Consider the following 15,200-nt stretch of genomic DNA (forward strand, 5'->3'; position numbering starts at 1 on the left):
TCCTACACCAACTGAATGATTCTCGAGATGACCTTGAATGCTTCTGCCCGAGTAAGTGACCCTTGTGGTCTAAATGAACCGTCTTCATATCCGCCGACAATGCCTGCCTTTATCACATTTTGCAGGGATGCCTTATTCTTATCTATTAAGCTTGTGATGTCATTAAAATCGCCAGTTCCCGTACCGACCTTCACATCATATTTTTGTAAAATGCGATCAACCACTCCAACCATTTCTATCCGTGTAATCGGTAAGTCTGGTGAGAAATTTAGATCCACAGGTCTCATATCAAGTAATCCCATCGTTTGCGCGGAAGCTACCATACTTGTAGACCAATGCTTGCTCATATCCTCGTAGCCCAAGACCGGTGACTTGACAGGTTCAATCCCTAATGCTTTGACGACAAGTGTAATAAATTCTGCCTTCGAAAGCGTTCGGTTCGGACGAATCGTGTGATCTTCGTATCCATCAATGATCGACTTTTGCATCAAATCGAGAATTTCTTCTTTCGCCCAATGCGTCTCTGCATCAGAAGGTACTGTCTTTACCGATGATTGTTTCCAAGTGCGCAGTGTAGGTATTGTTTCTGGCATATCGACAGCTTTTTTCACTGAACCCAGCGTCGGCGCAACAGCGCGATCTGGATTTTGAAAAGCAATACCATACACGTTTATCAACTCGTCTGACGTTACTTTCGCACTTCCATTGCTCGCCGCTTCCGCGTCCGTTGGGATGTTGGCCCAAGGCACTTTGCCCAGATAAGCCTTCACTCGGTAAAATTCCTGGGAGGAACTTTCAAAGTAAGAACGTACCGTCTCTTCCACTTCTGTCGCATGAAAATCCAGCTTTCCTGCCCCATCTACACCAATTTCATCCCAGAACACGAGCAAATCGTTACCATCTCGAGCAATCGCTCCTGTCCAGATTTTCACATGTGCACCTGTTGCATCCGCTTTCGTTACAACGGCATAGGGCTCTTTGGAGACTACCATGCCGACTTCCCAACCCGCCGGTGACAGCTTCATTGTTTCGTATTTCAGACTCCGAGCTTCATAATCGAGCCCCTGTACGACTGCAAATGGGTTGCTCGCTTGGCTTACAACTGTCGTATTAACGGCTGCTTCGCTCGCAAGGACAGCAGATGGTGACATGATGGACATAACAAGTAGTGCAGTGACAAGTGCATGTTTATTTCGTTTCATTTAATCCTCTCCTAAGGTCATCTCATATTCTTTGATCGCATCTCGGTGAATGATACCCTCTTCAACCAACTGTTTCAGACTGGATACCATCGTCTGCATCCCGATTTGGCGGTTCGTTTGAATGACAGATTTGATTTGATAAATCTTTTCTTGGCGAATCAAGTTCGCAACAGCGGGTGTATTAATGAGTATTTCAAGCGCCATGGCTCTCCCTCTGCCATCCATACGCGGAACTAAACGCTGGGATAAGACACTAATTAATACAGAGGCAAGCTGTACACGAATTTGTCTCTGCTGTTCGGTAGGGAATACATCGATAATCCGATCGACGGTTTGAGGCGCATCCGGGGTATGCAATGTTGCCAGAACTAAGTGACCTGTTTCTGCAGCCGTGATAGCAGTCTTAATCGTTTCTAAGTCCCGCATCTCACCGACTAGAATAACATCTGGATCTTGACGCAGTGCAGCTCGCAAACCGTTGGAGAACGTTAATGTATCAATACCAATTTCACGCTGCGCGACAAGACAGTTTTTACTTGGATGTATGTACTCAATTGGATCTTCCAAGGTGATAATATGTTTCTTTTGCGTTTCATTAATAAAATCGATAATGGAGGCAAGTGTTGTGGACTTCCCACTTCCAGTAGGACCTGTTACTAGGACTAGACCTTGATGCTTATATGCAAATTCCTGAACCAAATCTGGCAGATTTAAGCTAAAAAGGGATGGTACTGTCGTCGATAACACACGAAATACCATGTTGATATGTCGTTTTTGCTTAAACACATTTCCTCGATAACGGGACAGTCCAGGAAGCTCGAACGAAAAGTCGACCTCCCCTTTTTTGGATAACGTTTCGTATTGCTCTTTTGTTAATATTTCTTTCGCCATTCGATGGGTATCCTCTGGCGAAAGCACCGAATCAACCACCTTCATTAATTTCCCATGAAGCCGCATAAGCGGTTCTGTGGTTGCATTAATATGCAAATCAGAAGCCTTCGACTCGTAAGAAACACGCAGCAAATCTTTCAGTGATAACATGTCAGACGTGGTTGGTGCTATCATACTCATCGTATTTCCTCCTGAATGGATATGAATTTCATTAATAAAGTGGATTCGTCTTGCCAGCTGGCTTGTTATATGGAACCGGCAGCGGTGCCTTGAAGAACTTCTGTAATCCAGGCGCATAATACGAAACAAGCGAAATGTTGACCGTAATCTCCCGTTTGGATGCGTTTAATTTCACTGGTGCTGCACCTTTAATAGCAAATGTCAGCTTATCCACTTGCATCAAACGATTCGCTGTTTGCAACTCACCAAGAAAGCGGCGAATTTGTTGATAATCCCCTTTAACTGTTGTATTGAGCTTAACTGGGATCGCCAGTGATGGCATGACAGCCGCTGTCGCAGCTGGCGTTGCGCTTCCATTAGCAGGCTGTGCACTAGAAGCTGGTGCAGCAACAGGATCTGCGGCTTTGCCAATCTCAAAGTTATAAGAAGCTAACGACATTTTCGTAATGACTTCCAGCATTCTCACTTCGCGAATGAGACCTTCCACATCGGGCACTTCTGGCACACGACTGCGCGCTTTGGAAAGGCTGATTTGCTCGGCAGCGCCTACTGCGCTTCCTCCAGCAGCCCGTTTATTCAATGAATCCAGCTCTTGCTTCTTTTGGACTAACAATTTCGCTTTGGACTCCTTTTCACTTTGCAGTGGAGATACGAAATTCATGTAGACCATCACGAGCGCCAACGCAAGGATGACAGCTGCGATGATTTGATTTCTTGTGCTGTTAAGCATGCTCATTCGCGAGATCAACCTTTCTTGGTGGCATCGGACTTGTACTGCAGCTCAAATGTAGCTTGAATGACGGGTAAAGGCGGATCTGTTACTGCTGCTCCACTTTTATCCTCTTGTGCCGCAGCCAACTTATTCATCCCGCTTGTTGCAATTAAAGTAAAAGCGGTTGACGCTTTCGTCGCCTGCATGAACGTAATCACATCTTCACTCGAAGCAAAATTCCCTGTCACTTTGAGCTTATTGCCATCCCCAAAGCTCAATGCGGTGATATTGGATGCGAGCGGCATGAGGGCTGAGAGTTTATCCAATACATCCATGGCTAAGGGCTTACTGGCGATAATTTGTTTTGGAATGGCGATGAAATCAGCCACAGCCCCGGCTGTTGGGGAATTAGCAAGTTTCGATTGACCTTCCTTAATTTGAAGGTTCACTTGCTCGATCGCGGCATTCGTCTTTTTCAGCTCTGATTTTGCGGTCGTATACATCCATCCCATGCCGCCAACCACCACGACGATTGCTGCCATAAATACATAGCGAAGTAGCGGACTTGATCCTGTTTGCTCTTCCTGCCGCATTTGCAGCAAGTTAATTTCGATGGACTGAAGTTTCTGTACACTTGCGCTCATCGTCCTTAAGCTCCTTTCATCGCTAGTCCAACTGGAACCGCGTAAGCTTGACATGTTGTATCTTCATCTTTCAAAATAGCCTGCAATGGAAACGAAGTAATCTCCCCTGTAAAAGCGCTTTCCAGATGTTCTGGCAGTGCAGTTACCCACTCATGCTCACCTACGAGATACACGAGTTCGACATGTTTTTGATCCGTAGACACCGTATATTGGAAATAATTCAATACACGACCAAGCTCCATGGATAAGTTGCGCGCATAAGCCGCAAGTTGATCTGTCCCCGTGTCCAAGAAAAAGCTCGTATTGATTTGAATCGATCTGAAAAATACCGGAATGCCATTCACGAATATGCTGACATCCGCATGATCGGGCTCGACATGCAGCAGCATGAATCGATCCTTCATCGCGGAGCCAGTTAACCGAGTATGGCGTACCAACATGCGGTGTAGCGCCAGCGGTGCGAGGTCAACAGCCACAGGAACGAGTCCTGATTGCTTGATAACGTGCGCATAGCTTTCAACTACTTCGCTAGGCGTTGCAAAAATAAGGACTTCCTCTTGTACGGAGGCTTTAGACGATTTCAAAGCGCCTTCCACCGAAGCCGCTGCCTCATCCTTTGGTGCGCCTAATCGAACAAAGTCAAAAACAGGGTTCTTAAATGGCAGCTGCTGCCCGCCATGTAATTCAACGTCAATCATGTTGCGTAATGCTTTATCTTTTAAGGCCGAAAAGACCGATTTACGCAGCACCACATTAGAAAGCGGTACTGTGACATTGATTTGTGCACCTTGTAACCCTATTTGTTTCACTAAGGTTGAAATGCGACCAATGACCGCGTCTTCGTCCACGAATTTTCCGTGTTTAATACTGCCTCTATCCAGCGCGATGGAATGACGCTGTGTCAGGGTAACTTGCCCATTCACATTCATAATTTCAACTAACTTCGCTTCTGTATCCGAAATTTGCATGCCGTATGTGTATTTGCTAATTTTCTTTGCGAACATTGCGGTAACTCCTCTCGGGTTTGCATAAGGGATAAGGGGCGCGCCGCTAGGCGGCGCGCTTGATTTGGAATTATGGTAATACGACAGCAATTGTATCTAGGTTTGCCTCTTCTACACCTGGTGTACCTACGTCAGTACCATCAACAGTTAGATAATTATGTGTGCCATTTACTAGGTGAACAACATAAGTGAATATTCCGGCAGTATTTGTAATAACTACTTTTGATCCATCTGTTGCTGGAGCTGTAGGCGTAGTTGTTTTTGTTCCAGCCGTGTACGTAGTTCCTTTGTTCGATGGATCTTGTGGTATAATTTGTAAATATCCTTTTGCCTGTAGGTCTGCCATATTGACTGTTACGTTTCCGTTAGTAGGCACCGTAATCCCTTCGCCAGTAACGTAAAGTCTTGCTGCGTCTACCATCATATGAGCATTTGATTTATGCGCATTCGCTTTCGTTCTCTCCAGAATGGAGCTAATGGATGGAATTGCAATTGCTGCAATAATCGCAATAATGACGATAACTGCTAGCAACTCGATGAGTGTCAACCCTTTTTCATTCTTCATTGCTTCTCTGAACGACATTTTAGGAGCTTTAAAACCTTCGATTTGTTTGTTTTCCATGGCCATTGCGTTCATTTCATTCCCACCTCTTGGTTTATTTTGGTTATGTACATTCTCTTGCCAAACTGGTGTTTCTGTATGTTGGATTGCTTGTAAAACCGCCGACATTTCTATCTATCACCTCCCTTCAAGCCTGAATGACATTAGCCTAAGAAATTATCGTACATTTTGAACATCGGACTCATAATTGCAGCGACAATGACTCCGACAATACTGGAAATAAACAATAACATCAGAGGTTCAATGACCGCCTTCAATCGATCCACACTTTGATCAACATCAGCTTCGAAGAAATCGGCAATTTTCGCAAGCATGTTATCGACTTGTCCTGTTTCCTCACCGATCATTAACATTTGAACGACCATTTTCGGAAAAATACCGCTTTTCTGAATCGGCTCCGATAGCATCTTGCCTTGCTGCAAACTATCTTTCGCTTCTACCAGCACTTTGGCAATGACGCGATTTCCAACGACTTTCGCTGTCACATCAAGCGCCTGTAGGACTGGCACCGCACTAACGAATAGCGATGACATCGTCCGTGTCATTCTTGCAACTGCTGCTTTTTTGAGAATAATTCCAAAAACGGGTATCTTAAATTTGATCGTATCTACCCAGAATTTCCCCTCCTCACTTGATGTGAAGCTCCGATAAAGTACGATTAATCCAACAAGTCCAGCTAAGAACATCCACCAATAATGAACGATTGCATCGCTTGAACTCATAACAAATCTCGTAATCAGTGGTAATTCCGAGCCTTGATCCATAAACATGGATGCGAACGTCGGAACAATTTTTATTAAGAGAAAAATGACAACGACGACGGCAATCACCAGTACAACGATTGGATAAGTCATAGCTGACTTCACCTTTTGAACCGTTTTGTGTTCTTTCTCGTAATGTTCCGCCATTCGTTCCAACACTTCGTCCAAGTTACCGCCTGTTTCACCAGAGGCCATCATATTAACGAACATGTCGGGAAATACTTTCGGGTGTTCTCCCATACCTTTCGATAAGGGATGACCGTTGCGGATTTGCTCCGAAATATCACCTAAAGCAGCTTTCAAATACTTGGATGTCGATTGATCTTCGAGAATAGAAACCGCTTGGTCGATTTGAATACCAGCTCGGATCAAGGTAGCAAATTGTCGACAGAAGATAACGAAGTCCTCCAACTTAACTGCTCGTCCAATGTGAATCTCCAGATCCATCGCTGTTTTCCGCTGCTCTTGGATACTTCGTATGGTAATTCCGCGTCCTCGCAGCTCCGTTATGGCCAACTGCTTGTTCTGGGCCTTGATCAGCCCCTTCAGCTTCTTACCGCTTTCGTTGACGGCTTCATACGTAAAGTTCGCCAAGTTAACATTCACCCCCAATCAACACTTGCTTCTTTGCTGTCGTTATTCGTCCGCCACGGCTTTCAACACTTCTTCAATCGTTGTGTGTCCTTGACGAATCTTGAGCAAACCATCATATAGCATGTTCTTAAAGCCGTGCTTAACCAAATGCTGCTCTAGCTCACTTACTGGTCGGTTCTGCACAATTAGGCTGCGCAGCGGTTCATCCACGACTAGCAACTCGTGAACAGCAATACGCCCTCTATAGCCTGTTTTGTTGCATGTGCCACAGCCTTTACCTCTGGTCACCAAGACTTGCTTATCGGCTACTTTTGTCGAAGTCAGCGGAACTACGACACCTGTTCCTGTACCCGCCAATGATTGCTCACTGCCACCCAGTAGTCCTGCCGTTTCCAGCATCTTAATTTCATCTTCTCTAGCAGGTACTTGTGCTGCGCATTCCCGACACACTCGCCGTACTAAACGCTGAGCGACGATACAGGAGAGCGATGATGCGATTAAATAGGAATCGATACCCATATCGACAAGCCGGCTTATTGTGCTGACGGCACTATTCGTATGGATCGTGCTGAGCACTAAATGCCCAGTTAGGGAAGCTCTAACCGCAATCTCGGCTGTTTCCGCGTCCCGCACCTCCCCAACCATGACAATGTTCGGATCTTGTCGAAGAATGGATCGTAAACCAGATGCGAAGGTTAAGCCAATTTGCGAGTTAACCTGCACTTGCGTGACACCATTCATCCGATACTCGACCGGATCCTCAACCGTGATGATTTTGACATCATCACCGTTCAATTGTCCGAGTGCGGAATAGAGCGTTGACGTTTTCCCGCTTCCTGTAGGTCCTGAGATCAGCATGATCCCATTTGGCTTTTGAATCATTTTGTCGAATTTCACTAGATTAGCTTCACTGAGTCCTAATTCGGCAATTTTTTTCACACCTGCGGATTGATCTAAAATCCGGAGAACGATACTTTCGCCATGAACTGTCGGTAATGTGGATACCCGAATATCAATTCGGCGGTTATCGACCTGCATCTGGATGCGACCATCCTGCGGCAACCTGCGTTCCGCGATATTCAGCTTCGCAATAATCTTCAAACGAGCAGTCAACACACCTTGCATATGCTTCGGCAGCGCTTTCTCTGTTCGCAGCACACCATCAATCCGGTATTTCACGATCAGTTGCTTCTCTTGAGGATCAACGTGAATATCGGACGCCCGCTGCTGCACAGCGGATTGAATGATTTGGTTCACTAGCTTTACAATCGGTGAACCTTGGTCATTTGCTTCCGATTCCTCGTCCTTGATTTCGATTTTGTCCAAGTCGACCATGAGCTCATCGACGGATTCTTTCATGCCATAGTTTTTCGTAATCGCCTGCTCAACCTCAGAGCGAATCGCAATGACGGGCTGCACACTCATATTCGTCGCCATGCGAATTTCTTCAATCGCGCCGTAGTTCAGCGGATCAACCATCGCGACCTTGATTTTGCCATTTTTACGTTCGATAGGAATGACACAGTGCTTACGCGCTAGCGCTTCTGGAATTAATTGAACTGTTGGCATATCCAGCTGCGTCTCAAACATATTGACGACTGGAAAACCTAATTGAAATTCCAGGACTTCGACTAACTGTCTTTCTGTAATCAACCCTTTATCGATGAGAATCTCACCGATTTTCTTCCGTGTGTGCACTTGCTGCTTCAGCCCTTGTTCAAGCTGATCCTCCGTAATGAGTCCGTTCATGACAAAAAGTTCACCTATGCGCATTGGGGGGTCCTCCCTTCTGTTGATAGAGTACGTAACGGATCTGTGCAACCTTGTGATCTATGGTGATTTAAGCTCTTCCGCAGTTGGCGCCTTTGCGATAACAATAGGACGTGGTGCGTAGAAATCTTTATATATCAGCTCGTTCTTGCCATCATTCTTCTCATCAACGAACACTTTGACTAGTAGTCCTGATTGGCCTTCACTTCGTTTAGCTTCACCTTGACCCGCCAGTGTAAAATCGGTCACAAACATGCTCTCCGGTGCGAATACTTCTTTCGTAACCGTAATTTTAGGAGCTTTCCACTCTGCTTTCGGTTTTCCATTTAACGTCAGGATTGGCGTTTCACCGTTATACATCACGCCTACCGTTAAGGGCACATCCAGCGAGTTATACAAGGTTAGATCCTTCTGCTCGCCTTGAATTTCAACATCGAAACCTGCAGCTGCATAGCTCGGATTATCTTGATGAGCATAACGCTCACCAACTTGCAAGCCAGCTCGTAATGCTGCTTCATACAGTAACGACGCTACCTGAGATAACTCATCTGCTTTCTTCTCTGGCACTTTGCCTTTGCTGGCTTCAGCCAACCAAGCTTGAAAGGAGAACAACTTCCCTGGCTCAAGTTTGATCAATCCTGCCTGCTCCAGCCATGCTTTGACATTGGCATTAACTCCGACAATACTTTGTGCTTGTGAGATCACTTGTAAGCCCGCCGTTGCTGCTGGTGCCGTTGTTTGTGCTGTCGTGCTTGCAGGCATTACTGTTGGTGCTGCCGATGTGGTAGCTGTTGGTGCTCCACTTACAGTTGGTGTCGGTTTGACCGATGGCTTCGCACTATCTTTATCCGCCCCAGCTGCTAAGGCAATACCTTTCGTTGCCGTATTGTCCGCGGCTTTCCAGAACATGAGGCTTTCCAACTTGTGCTCTGAATTCCACTCGATGAATCCTGCCGCCGATAAACCATATACACTTCCAGAACCGACGACGCCTAGAAGAAGAATCCATTTAATAGGCTGCAGGATCAAGGCCTTTCTTCTTTGTCTCATAGCCTACCGTCCCTCAAAGCTCGACATTTTCCCTCCCGTTTCGGTGGGATGCCTCAAATATAGACGGTAATTTCTGTAGAGCAAATCATACATATTTATTAATTCAAATGACCTAATGCATGAACTATAATTCTTAAGGTATGCCTAATAGGAATAGGCCTTTTTATAGGGATTTAAAGCTAGTTGAAAGCTTCAATAGAAGAATGGAATCGGGATATCTCATCCGAACTCGTACTTTGGAAGCGATTTCATATAGTTCTTTCGAAACGTCTTCTCCTGTTGCAAATTTCAATCTTTCTATCTCTCACTTGCCTATGTATCTGATCGATCGTGTTTTTTCTACAATTTCAGTGAAAAATGGGTCTTCCATCTGTATACCGGCTCTCCCTATTCAAGCAAATAAGACGTTTACATTCGTCTTTCGATAACAAAAAAAGCCCCATCCCACGTACAGCGTGTGAGATAGAAGCTTTTTTTCAACATATTTGAACCATTTCTCTGAATAGCACGTCCATATTAGTAGAACTGCAATATTAATATCTTTTTATCTTTGTACAGCATTATATAGCACCAAGAACACTTAGAATCAAAGAAGCTTTGGAATTGACTTTGAGCTTGCGATTTATTTTAGTAACATAGACACGAACGGTATTTTCACTAATTCCCAGGACTTTTCCTATTTGCTTATAATCATAATCTAGCAGCCAATACGTTGCGACTTCCTTCTCCCGAAGCGTTAACTTGAAGGCTTTCAGACGTTCTTCCAACATTTCCTCAACGAACCAAGTTTTACTTTGCAGCTCTGTTTTTCTTAACTCATATTCAAGCAGAAGCGCAATAGATTTGATGCATGGATACATGAAAGGTGCGGAAATGTGCTCAAAAGCCGTCAAAACTAAGTACCCTATAGTCTGATTATCAGCCGGTTGTATCGGAACACACATCGTCACCCAATTATGCATCGTATCCAGATAATGATCTTCACCACTTATCCAGACTGGACGCTGAAGGTCAATGGCAGCCGACACTGCATTCGTACCCGCACTAGAAAGTGATAACGAAGAACCAATGCCGATATTATTCAAATTCGCGGCTTGTAGAATGGATCTTTCATCCCCATTAATTGTTAATATGACCCCGTGATTATCCGTTACCATTAATAAATTAGGAAAGTAGAAGGTATTCGTCTTCAAATGTGCTTGCCGAAGTATGACATCCATGAGTACTTGGTTTTTAGCTAGCAGCCGTTCCATCATCTTGCCTTGCACACGAAACCTTACGCGCGTCGAATCTCTCTGAACGCCATTAAGAAATGATTTCTCATGCAGCTTGGCAATCTCCGCTTGTGATATGCCTATTCTCTCTGTAAATTCATGCATTTGCGTCTCTTCAGCTAATCCTTTCATCAATTCCACTCCTTCTTCCCTATGTACCCTTGTAATGAAATAGCATCCATGCTGTGAGTAGAATTGAAATAATTGTCGTTTATCGCCGTTTCTATTTTCACGACCTTTACAAAATTTTGTATTTTTCGCGCATGTGTCACTAACTATAAGGCTCAAAACGAATGCTTGAAATAGTGCAAAGGTAGTAATTCCAATAAGATAGTATACTTGCACTACTAAACGACATGGTTCGCAGATTTCCCGCTAAGAGTAAGGATTTCAGGCACGTGCCATTCGTAGGATATATACGAAATAGGTGTGGAATGTTCCAATTAGTAACTACCAGGAACACCGCAGATGAGGTTATAATACGTGGTCAATGGGGATGGAGGACAAGTCCTCACGTATTTTTCGATTTCGCTTTGTTCATGAACCACTTTTGAATAAAATTCGGCCGTTGGATGCGGCAATTATGAAAGGCAGCAATTTTCCATTGCCCCTTTTCCTTAATCACTACGTTCGTATTTATGGAATCACGATTCTTAGGCGCCTTCTTCTGCCAACGCAGCTTAATGGCCCCTACGGCATGCGCAATTGCCATATCTGATGTCACGAATCGTATATTCAGAGATCCCCCTTCAACCATACTGGAACCACGCAAAATACCATCAAACAACGCTTGATGAACATCACTTATGGCTTGACGCCCCTTCAAATGCTGCCCATTAAACGTCACATAATCAGCATCTTCCGTAAAACAAGCTCCAAATGCCTGACCATCATGGTCATTCCATGCTCTGCTTAACGCAGCAAATACCGCCAAAATTTCTTTCTGATCTTGCTCATTCACTCCAACCTGCAGCATACTCGTTCATCCTCTCAATTTCCATAGATTATCATATCTACTATTGTCTCAGATTCGATATCCGTATGTCATACCGCTAGCGTAGGAACATTTCCCCGTCTACAGACTGATTTCCACGTTAAAATCTTACATTTATCCCTAACCTTTTGAAACTCCGAGGCATATTATATAAACAAAACTTATCCTTTCCCAAATTAATTTTGATAAAGAGATAAGAATGCCTAGGAGGCGAGATGCCAATGACGCTCATCAGCGCAATTGAACAGACATTCTGTAAGTTGCATGCACCAACCCTGGAACAATTAATAGAGGCGCTTCAATCGATAGAGCGAAATCTATCCTTCGTTCCAGACCTCAAAACTGAACCTATTCACCTACCATATGGCCGAAATGTCGTGTTTAGCTCACGTGATCTCGAAGTCATCGTCATTCATATTCCCACTTCTTGCTCAACTGCTATCCATAACCATGGCTCGTCCATCGGCGCAGCTTATCTGGCCTCAGGTTCTTTAGTCAATTCGACCTTCGCCTTAGACTCGGAAGGGTATCCGATTGCTCATCAAGACGATTTCATTCAAGCTGGCGAGTATTTCGTTGCACCTGCAGATCAGATTCACCAGTTGAACAATCCATTTCATGAGCCGGCTATTTCCCTGCATGTATATACACCGCCGTTACGCGAAGTCCGACGTTACTTACCCTATAGCGAAGTCTTAGATTATGTCATTTAAGAGAAAAACCCCTTGTAGCTTACGTCAAATGACGTGCTTACAAGGGGTTTATTCCTACATAGGATATGCTTATTAGAATTGTAGAGCGTTCTCGATAAAGGCTTTTAGCTCCGAAATCGGCATACGCGTTTGTACCATCGTATCACGATCACGAACTGTGACTTGACCATCTGTCTCGGACTCAAAATCGTAGGTGATACAGAATGGCGTACCAATCTCATCGTGACGACGGTAACGTTTACCAATGGAACCAGTGTCATCATAATCAACCATGAAATGCTTCGCAAGATCTGCAAATACAGCTTGTGCACCATCATTTAACTTCTTAGAAAGTGGGAAAATCGCTGCTTTCATTGGTGCCAACGCTGGGTGGAAGTGAAGAACCGTACGGCTGTCATCACCTTCAAGCTTTTGCTCTTCAAACGCATCAATTAGAAGCGCTAATGTGACACGGTCTGCTCCAAGGGATGGCTCGATACAATAAGGAACATAACGCTCATTCGTTTCTTGATCGATGTAGTTGAAATCTTCACCAGAATGCGCCATATGCTGTTTCAAATCGTAGTCTGTACGATCCGCGATACCCCAAAGTTCGCCCCAGCCAAACGGGAATTTGTATTCAATATCCGTTGTTGCATTACTGTAGTGAGACAATTCATCGTCATTGTGATCACGAAGACGAAGGTTATCCGCTTTGGCACCAAGGGAAAGCAACCAATTATGGCAGAAGCTTCTCCAGTATTCGAACCATTTCAAATCTTCACCTGGTTTGCAGAAGAATTCAAGCTCCATTTGTTCAAATTCACGCGTACGGAACGTAAAGTTACCTGGCGTAATTTCATTACGGAAGCTTTTACCGATTTGACCAATACCAAATGGCAGCTTTTTACGCATAGTACGTTGTGCGTTTTTGAAGTTAACGAAGATCCCTTGTGCCGTTTCAGGACGAAGATAAACAACGTTTGAGCTCGCTTCAGTTACGCCTTGGAACGTTTTGAACATCAAGTTGAACTGACGAATGTCTGTGAAATCTTTGCTTCCGCAATCTGGACACACGATGTTGTGTTCCACGATCAGCTTCATCATATCATCGAACGTCATACCGTCTACGATGATTTCGATATCTTTCTCAGCCAGCTTGTTCTCAATCAATTTATCCGCGCGGTGACGAGCTTTACAGCTTTTGCAATCGATCATCGGATCGTTGAAATTACCTACGTGACCGGATGCTACCCAAGCTTGCGGATTCATCAAGATTGCCGCGTCTAATCCTACGTTATACGGGGACTCTTGAATGAATTTTTTCCACCATGCGCGCTTGATGTTGTTTTTCAATTCAACACCAAGTGGGCCGTAATCCCACGTATTCGCCAAACCGCCATAAATTTCGGAACCTGGGAAAACAAAACCTCTGTGCTTCGCTAATGCCACAACTTGCTCCATTGTTACACTCATTGTTCAATCGCTCCTTAAGCTCTAGTTAGTGGGACTTCGCCCGATGACGACCGTTGGACATGAGCAAACATCAAAAAAGCTCAACATCCAAAGGCATCAAATAATGCCTAGGGACGAGAGCTTTAGCACCCGCGGTTCCACCCTAGTTGATACACCTCACAAAAGCATGTATCCCCTTTATCGTATTGGCTCCGGATAGCCGTTTCCTTGAGCTTCATGCTGGGCTTACACCATTCCCCAACTCGCTGATGATGAAGTCCTTCAAGTACTATTCATCCTTCACAGCCACAATTGATCATTCAATTGGTTTTAGTTTACAGAATATCGCTGCAAAAATCAACTTCCCTAATACAAATGAGGCCTGCGATCTTCAAAAACGGGTATTTTACCCCGTACGCGCACAACTTCTTCCAAATCAATCGTAGCCCGCAGGATCGCTTCACTTTCATTTCCTTCAACCAGCACTTCGCCCCAAGGGTCGATGACCATCGAATGACCGAAGAAATTCGTCGTACCGCTTGTCCCTACGCGATTGCATGCAACTACATACATTTGATTCTCGATGGCACGTGCCATGAGGAGCGTACGCCAATGATGCAGACGTGGATGCGGCCATTCTGCCGGAACGAATAAGATTCTTGTCCCCTCTAGCGCTAATTTGCGCGAGAGTTCAGGGAATCGAATATCATAGCAAATCATTGCGCCAGCAGGCACACCTTCTAGTTCAAATAAGCCAAGTTGCTCCCCGCTGTGCAAGAATTTCTCTTCATCCATGAGTCGGAAAAGATGAATTTTTGAGTACTCTACGATCTCGTTGCCTTCACGATCCCATGCATAAATCGTATTAAGTACGCGTTCTTCTTTTTTATCCGCAATCGATCCGCCAATAATATTCACACGATGTGTACGAGCGAAGTTACTTAAAAAAGCCTTCGTTCTCTCCCCATTCACATCAGCTAGTTGTTGAATTTCCGTTAGCGCATAGCCTGTGTTCCACATTTCGGGAAAAATGAGGACATCCGGCTTTTGTTCCGCTTGAACAGCCTCGTGAAGCTTCATTTCGAGCTGCGCAAAATTCACATCGGGTTCCCCGATCGCAATATCCATTTGAATTAATGCAAGGTTAAGCAGTTGTGACTGCGACATTTGGTTAGACCCCTTCCAGTAAAAAAACATATATGAGTACATACTAGTCGAAAAATACGTTCAACTCAATATTCACTTACAACTCACTACCTCACACTGCCCATTCCCCACCTATTCGCCCGTAACTTTTCAAATCAAGCTAGCTAAACTGATTAGTCAGAAAACGCCGAACTAAACTAGATAAAATC

General features: G+C 44.6%; 14 protein-coding genes. 1 reads left to right on the forward strand and 13 read right to left on the reverse strand.

The window, feature by feature from the left end; all coding sequences use genetic code 11:
- Positions 1-2 precede the first annotated feature (2 nt).
- The 11 genes from AC58QT_RS07490 to AC58QT_RS07540 all read right to left on the reverse strand — a co-directional run bounded on the left by AC58QT_RS07490 (position 3) and on the right by AC58QT_RS07540 (position 11,680).
- Positions 3-1,202, reverse strand: coding sequence for an S-layer homology domain-containing protein (locus AC58QT_RS07490; protein ID WP_497408402.1), 1,200 nt, complete (start codon positions 1,200-1,202; stop codon positions 3-5).
- Positions 1,203-2,273: a type IV pilus twitching motility protein PilT gene (locus AC58QT_RS07495; protein WP_497408403.1), complete on the reverse strand. Its 1,071-nt coding sequence runs from the start codon at positions 2,271-2,273 to the stop codon at positions 1,203-1,205. It lies immediately after the preceding gene.
- Between the two features lie 31 nt (positions 2,274-2,304).
- A complete protein-coding gene (locus AC58QT_RS07500; RefSeq protein ID WP_497408404.1) occupies positions 2,305-3,009 on the reverse strand; it encodes a hypothetical protein in 705 nt (234 codons plus the stop codon).
- 8 nt (positions 3,010-3,017) lie between these two features.
- Complete coding sequence (locus tag AC58QT_RS07505) at positions 3,018-3,629, reverse strand: PilN domain-containing protein (protein ID WP_497408405.1); 612 nt, start codon at positions 3,627-3,629, stop codon at positions 3,018-3,020.
- 5 nt (positions 3,630-3,634) lie between these two features.
- Entirely contained in the window at positions 3,635-4,633 is a 999-nt protein-coding gene (pilM, locus tag AC58QT_RS07510) for a type IV pilus biogenesis protein PilM (protein ID WP_497408406.1), read from the reverse strand.
- Positions 4,634-4,703: 70 nt separating this feature from the next.
- Positions 4,704-5,363: a prepilin-type N-terminal cleavage/methylation domain-containing protein gene (locus tag AC58QT_RS07515; protein WP_497408407.1), complete on the reverse strand. Its 660-nt coding sequence runs from the start codon at positions 5,361-5,363 to the stop codon at positions 4,704-4,706.
- Between the two features lie 35 nt (positions 5,364-5,398).
- Positions 5,399-6,610: a type II secretion system F family protein gene (locus AC58QT_RS07520; protein ID WP_497408408.1), complete on the reverse strand. Its 1,212-nt coding sequence runs from the start codon at positions 6,608-6,610 to the stop codon at positions 5,399-5,401.
- A gap of 42 nt (positions 6,611-6,652) precedes the next feature.
- Complete coding sequence (locus AC58QT_RS07525; RefSeq protein WP_497408409.1) at positions 6,653-8,383, reverse strand: GspE/PulE family protein; 1,731 nt, start codon at positions 8,381-8,383, stop codon at positions 6,653-6,655.
- A gap of 57 nt (positions 8,384-8,440) precedes the next feature.
- The gene (locus AC58QT_RS07530) at positions 8,441-9,430 is read right to left on the reverse strand and encodes a VanW family protein (protein WP_497408410.1); all 990 of its coding nucleotides are present in this window, start codon (positions 9,428-9,430) and stop codon (positions 8,441-8,443) included.
- A gap of 560 nt (positions 9,431-9,990) precedes the next feature.
- Positions 9,991-10,836 carry a helix-turn-helix transcriptional regulator gene (locus AC58QT_RS07535; RefSeq protein WP_497408411.1) on the reverse strand — a complete coding sequence of 282 codons (846 nt, stop codon included), beginning with the start codon at positions 10,834-10,836 and terminating at the stop codon, positions 9,991-9,993.
- Between the two features lie 379 nt (positions 10,837-11,215).
- Positions 11,216-11,680, reverse strand: coding sequence for an SgcJ/EcaC family oxidoreductase (locus AC58QT_RS07540; RefSeq protein ID WP_497408412.1), 465 nt, complete (start codon positions 11,678-11,680; stop codon positions 11,216-11,218).
- 239 nt (positions 11,681-11,919) lie between these two features.
- On the opposite strand from AC58QT_RS07540, the gene AC58QT_RS07545 reads away from it, so the two are divergent.
- On the forward strand, positions 11,920-12,411 hold the full coding sequence (locus AC58QT_RS07545; RefSeq protein ID WP_497408413.1) for a cysteine dioxygenase: 492 nt from the start codon (positions 11,920-11,922) through the stop codon (positions 12,409-12,411).
- A 72-nt stretch (positions 12,412-12,483) separates the two neighbouring features.
- Here AC58QT_RS07545 and AC58QT_RS07550 read toward each other — a convergent pair whose 3' ends face one another.
- Positions 12,484-13,866: a glycine--tRNA ligase gene (locus AC58QT_RS07550; RefSeq protein WP_497408414.1), complete on the reverse strand. Its 1,383-nt coding sequence runs from the start codon at positions 13,864-13,866 to the stop codon at positions 12,484-12,486.
- A 345-nt stretch (positions 13,867-14,211) separates the two neighbouring features.
- Positions 14,212-15,012, reverse strand: coding sequence for a carbon-nitrogen family hydrolase (locus AC58QT_RS07555; RefSeq protein ID WP_497408415.1), 801 nt, complete (start codon positions 15,010-15,012; stop codon positions 14,212-14,214).
- Between the last annotated feature and the right edge of the window lie 188 nt (positions 15,013-15,200).

Source organism: Paenibacillus sp. J31R109, from assembly GCF_059692055.1.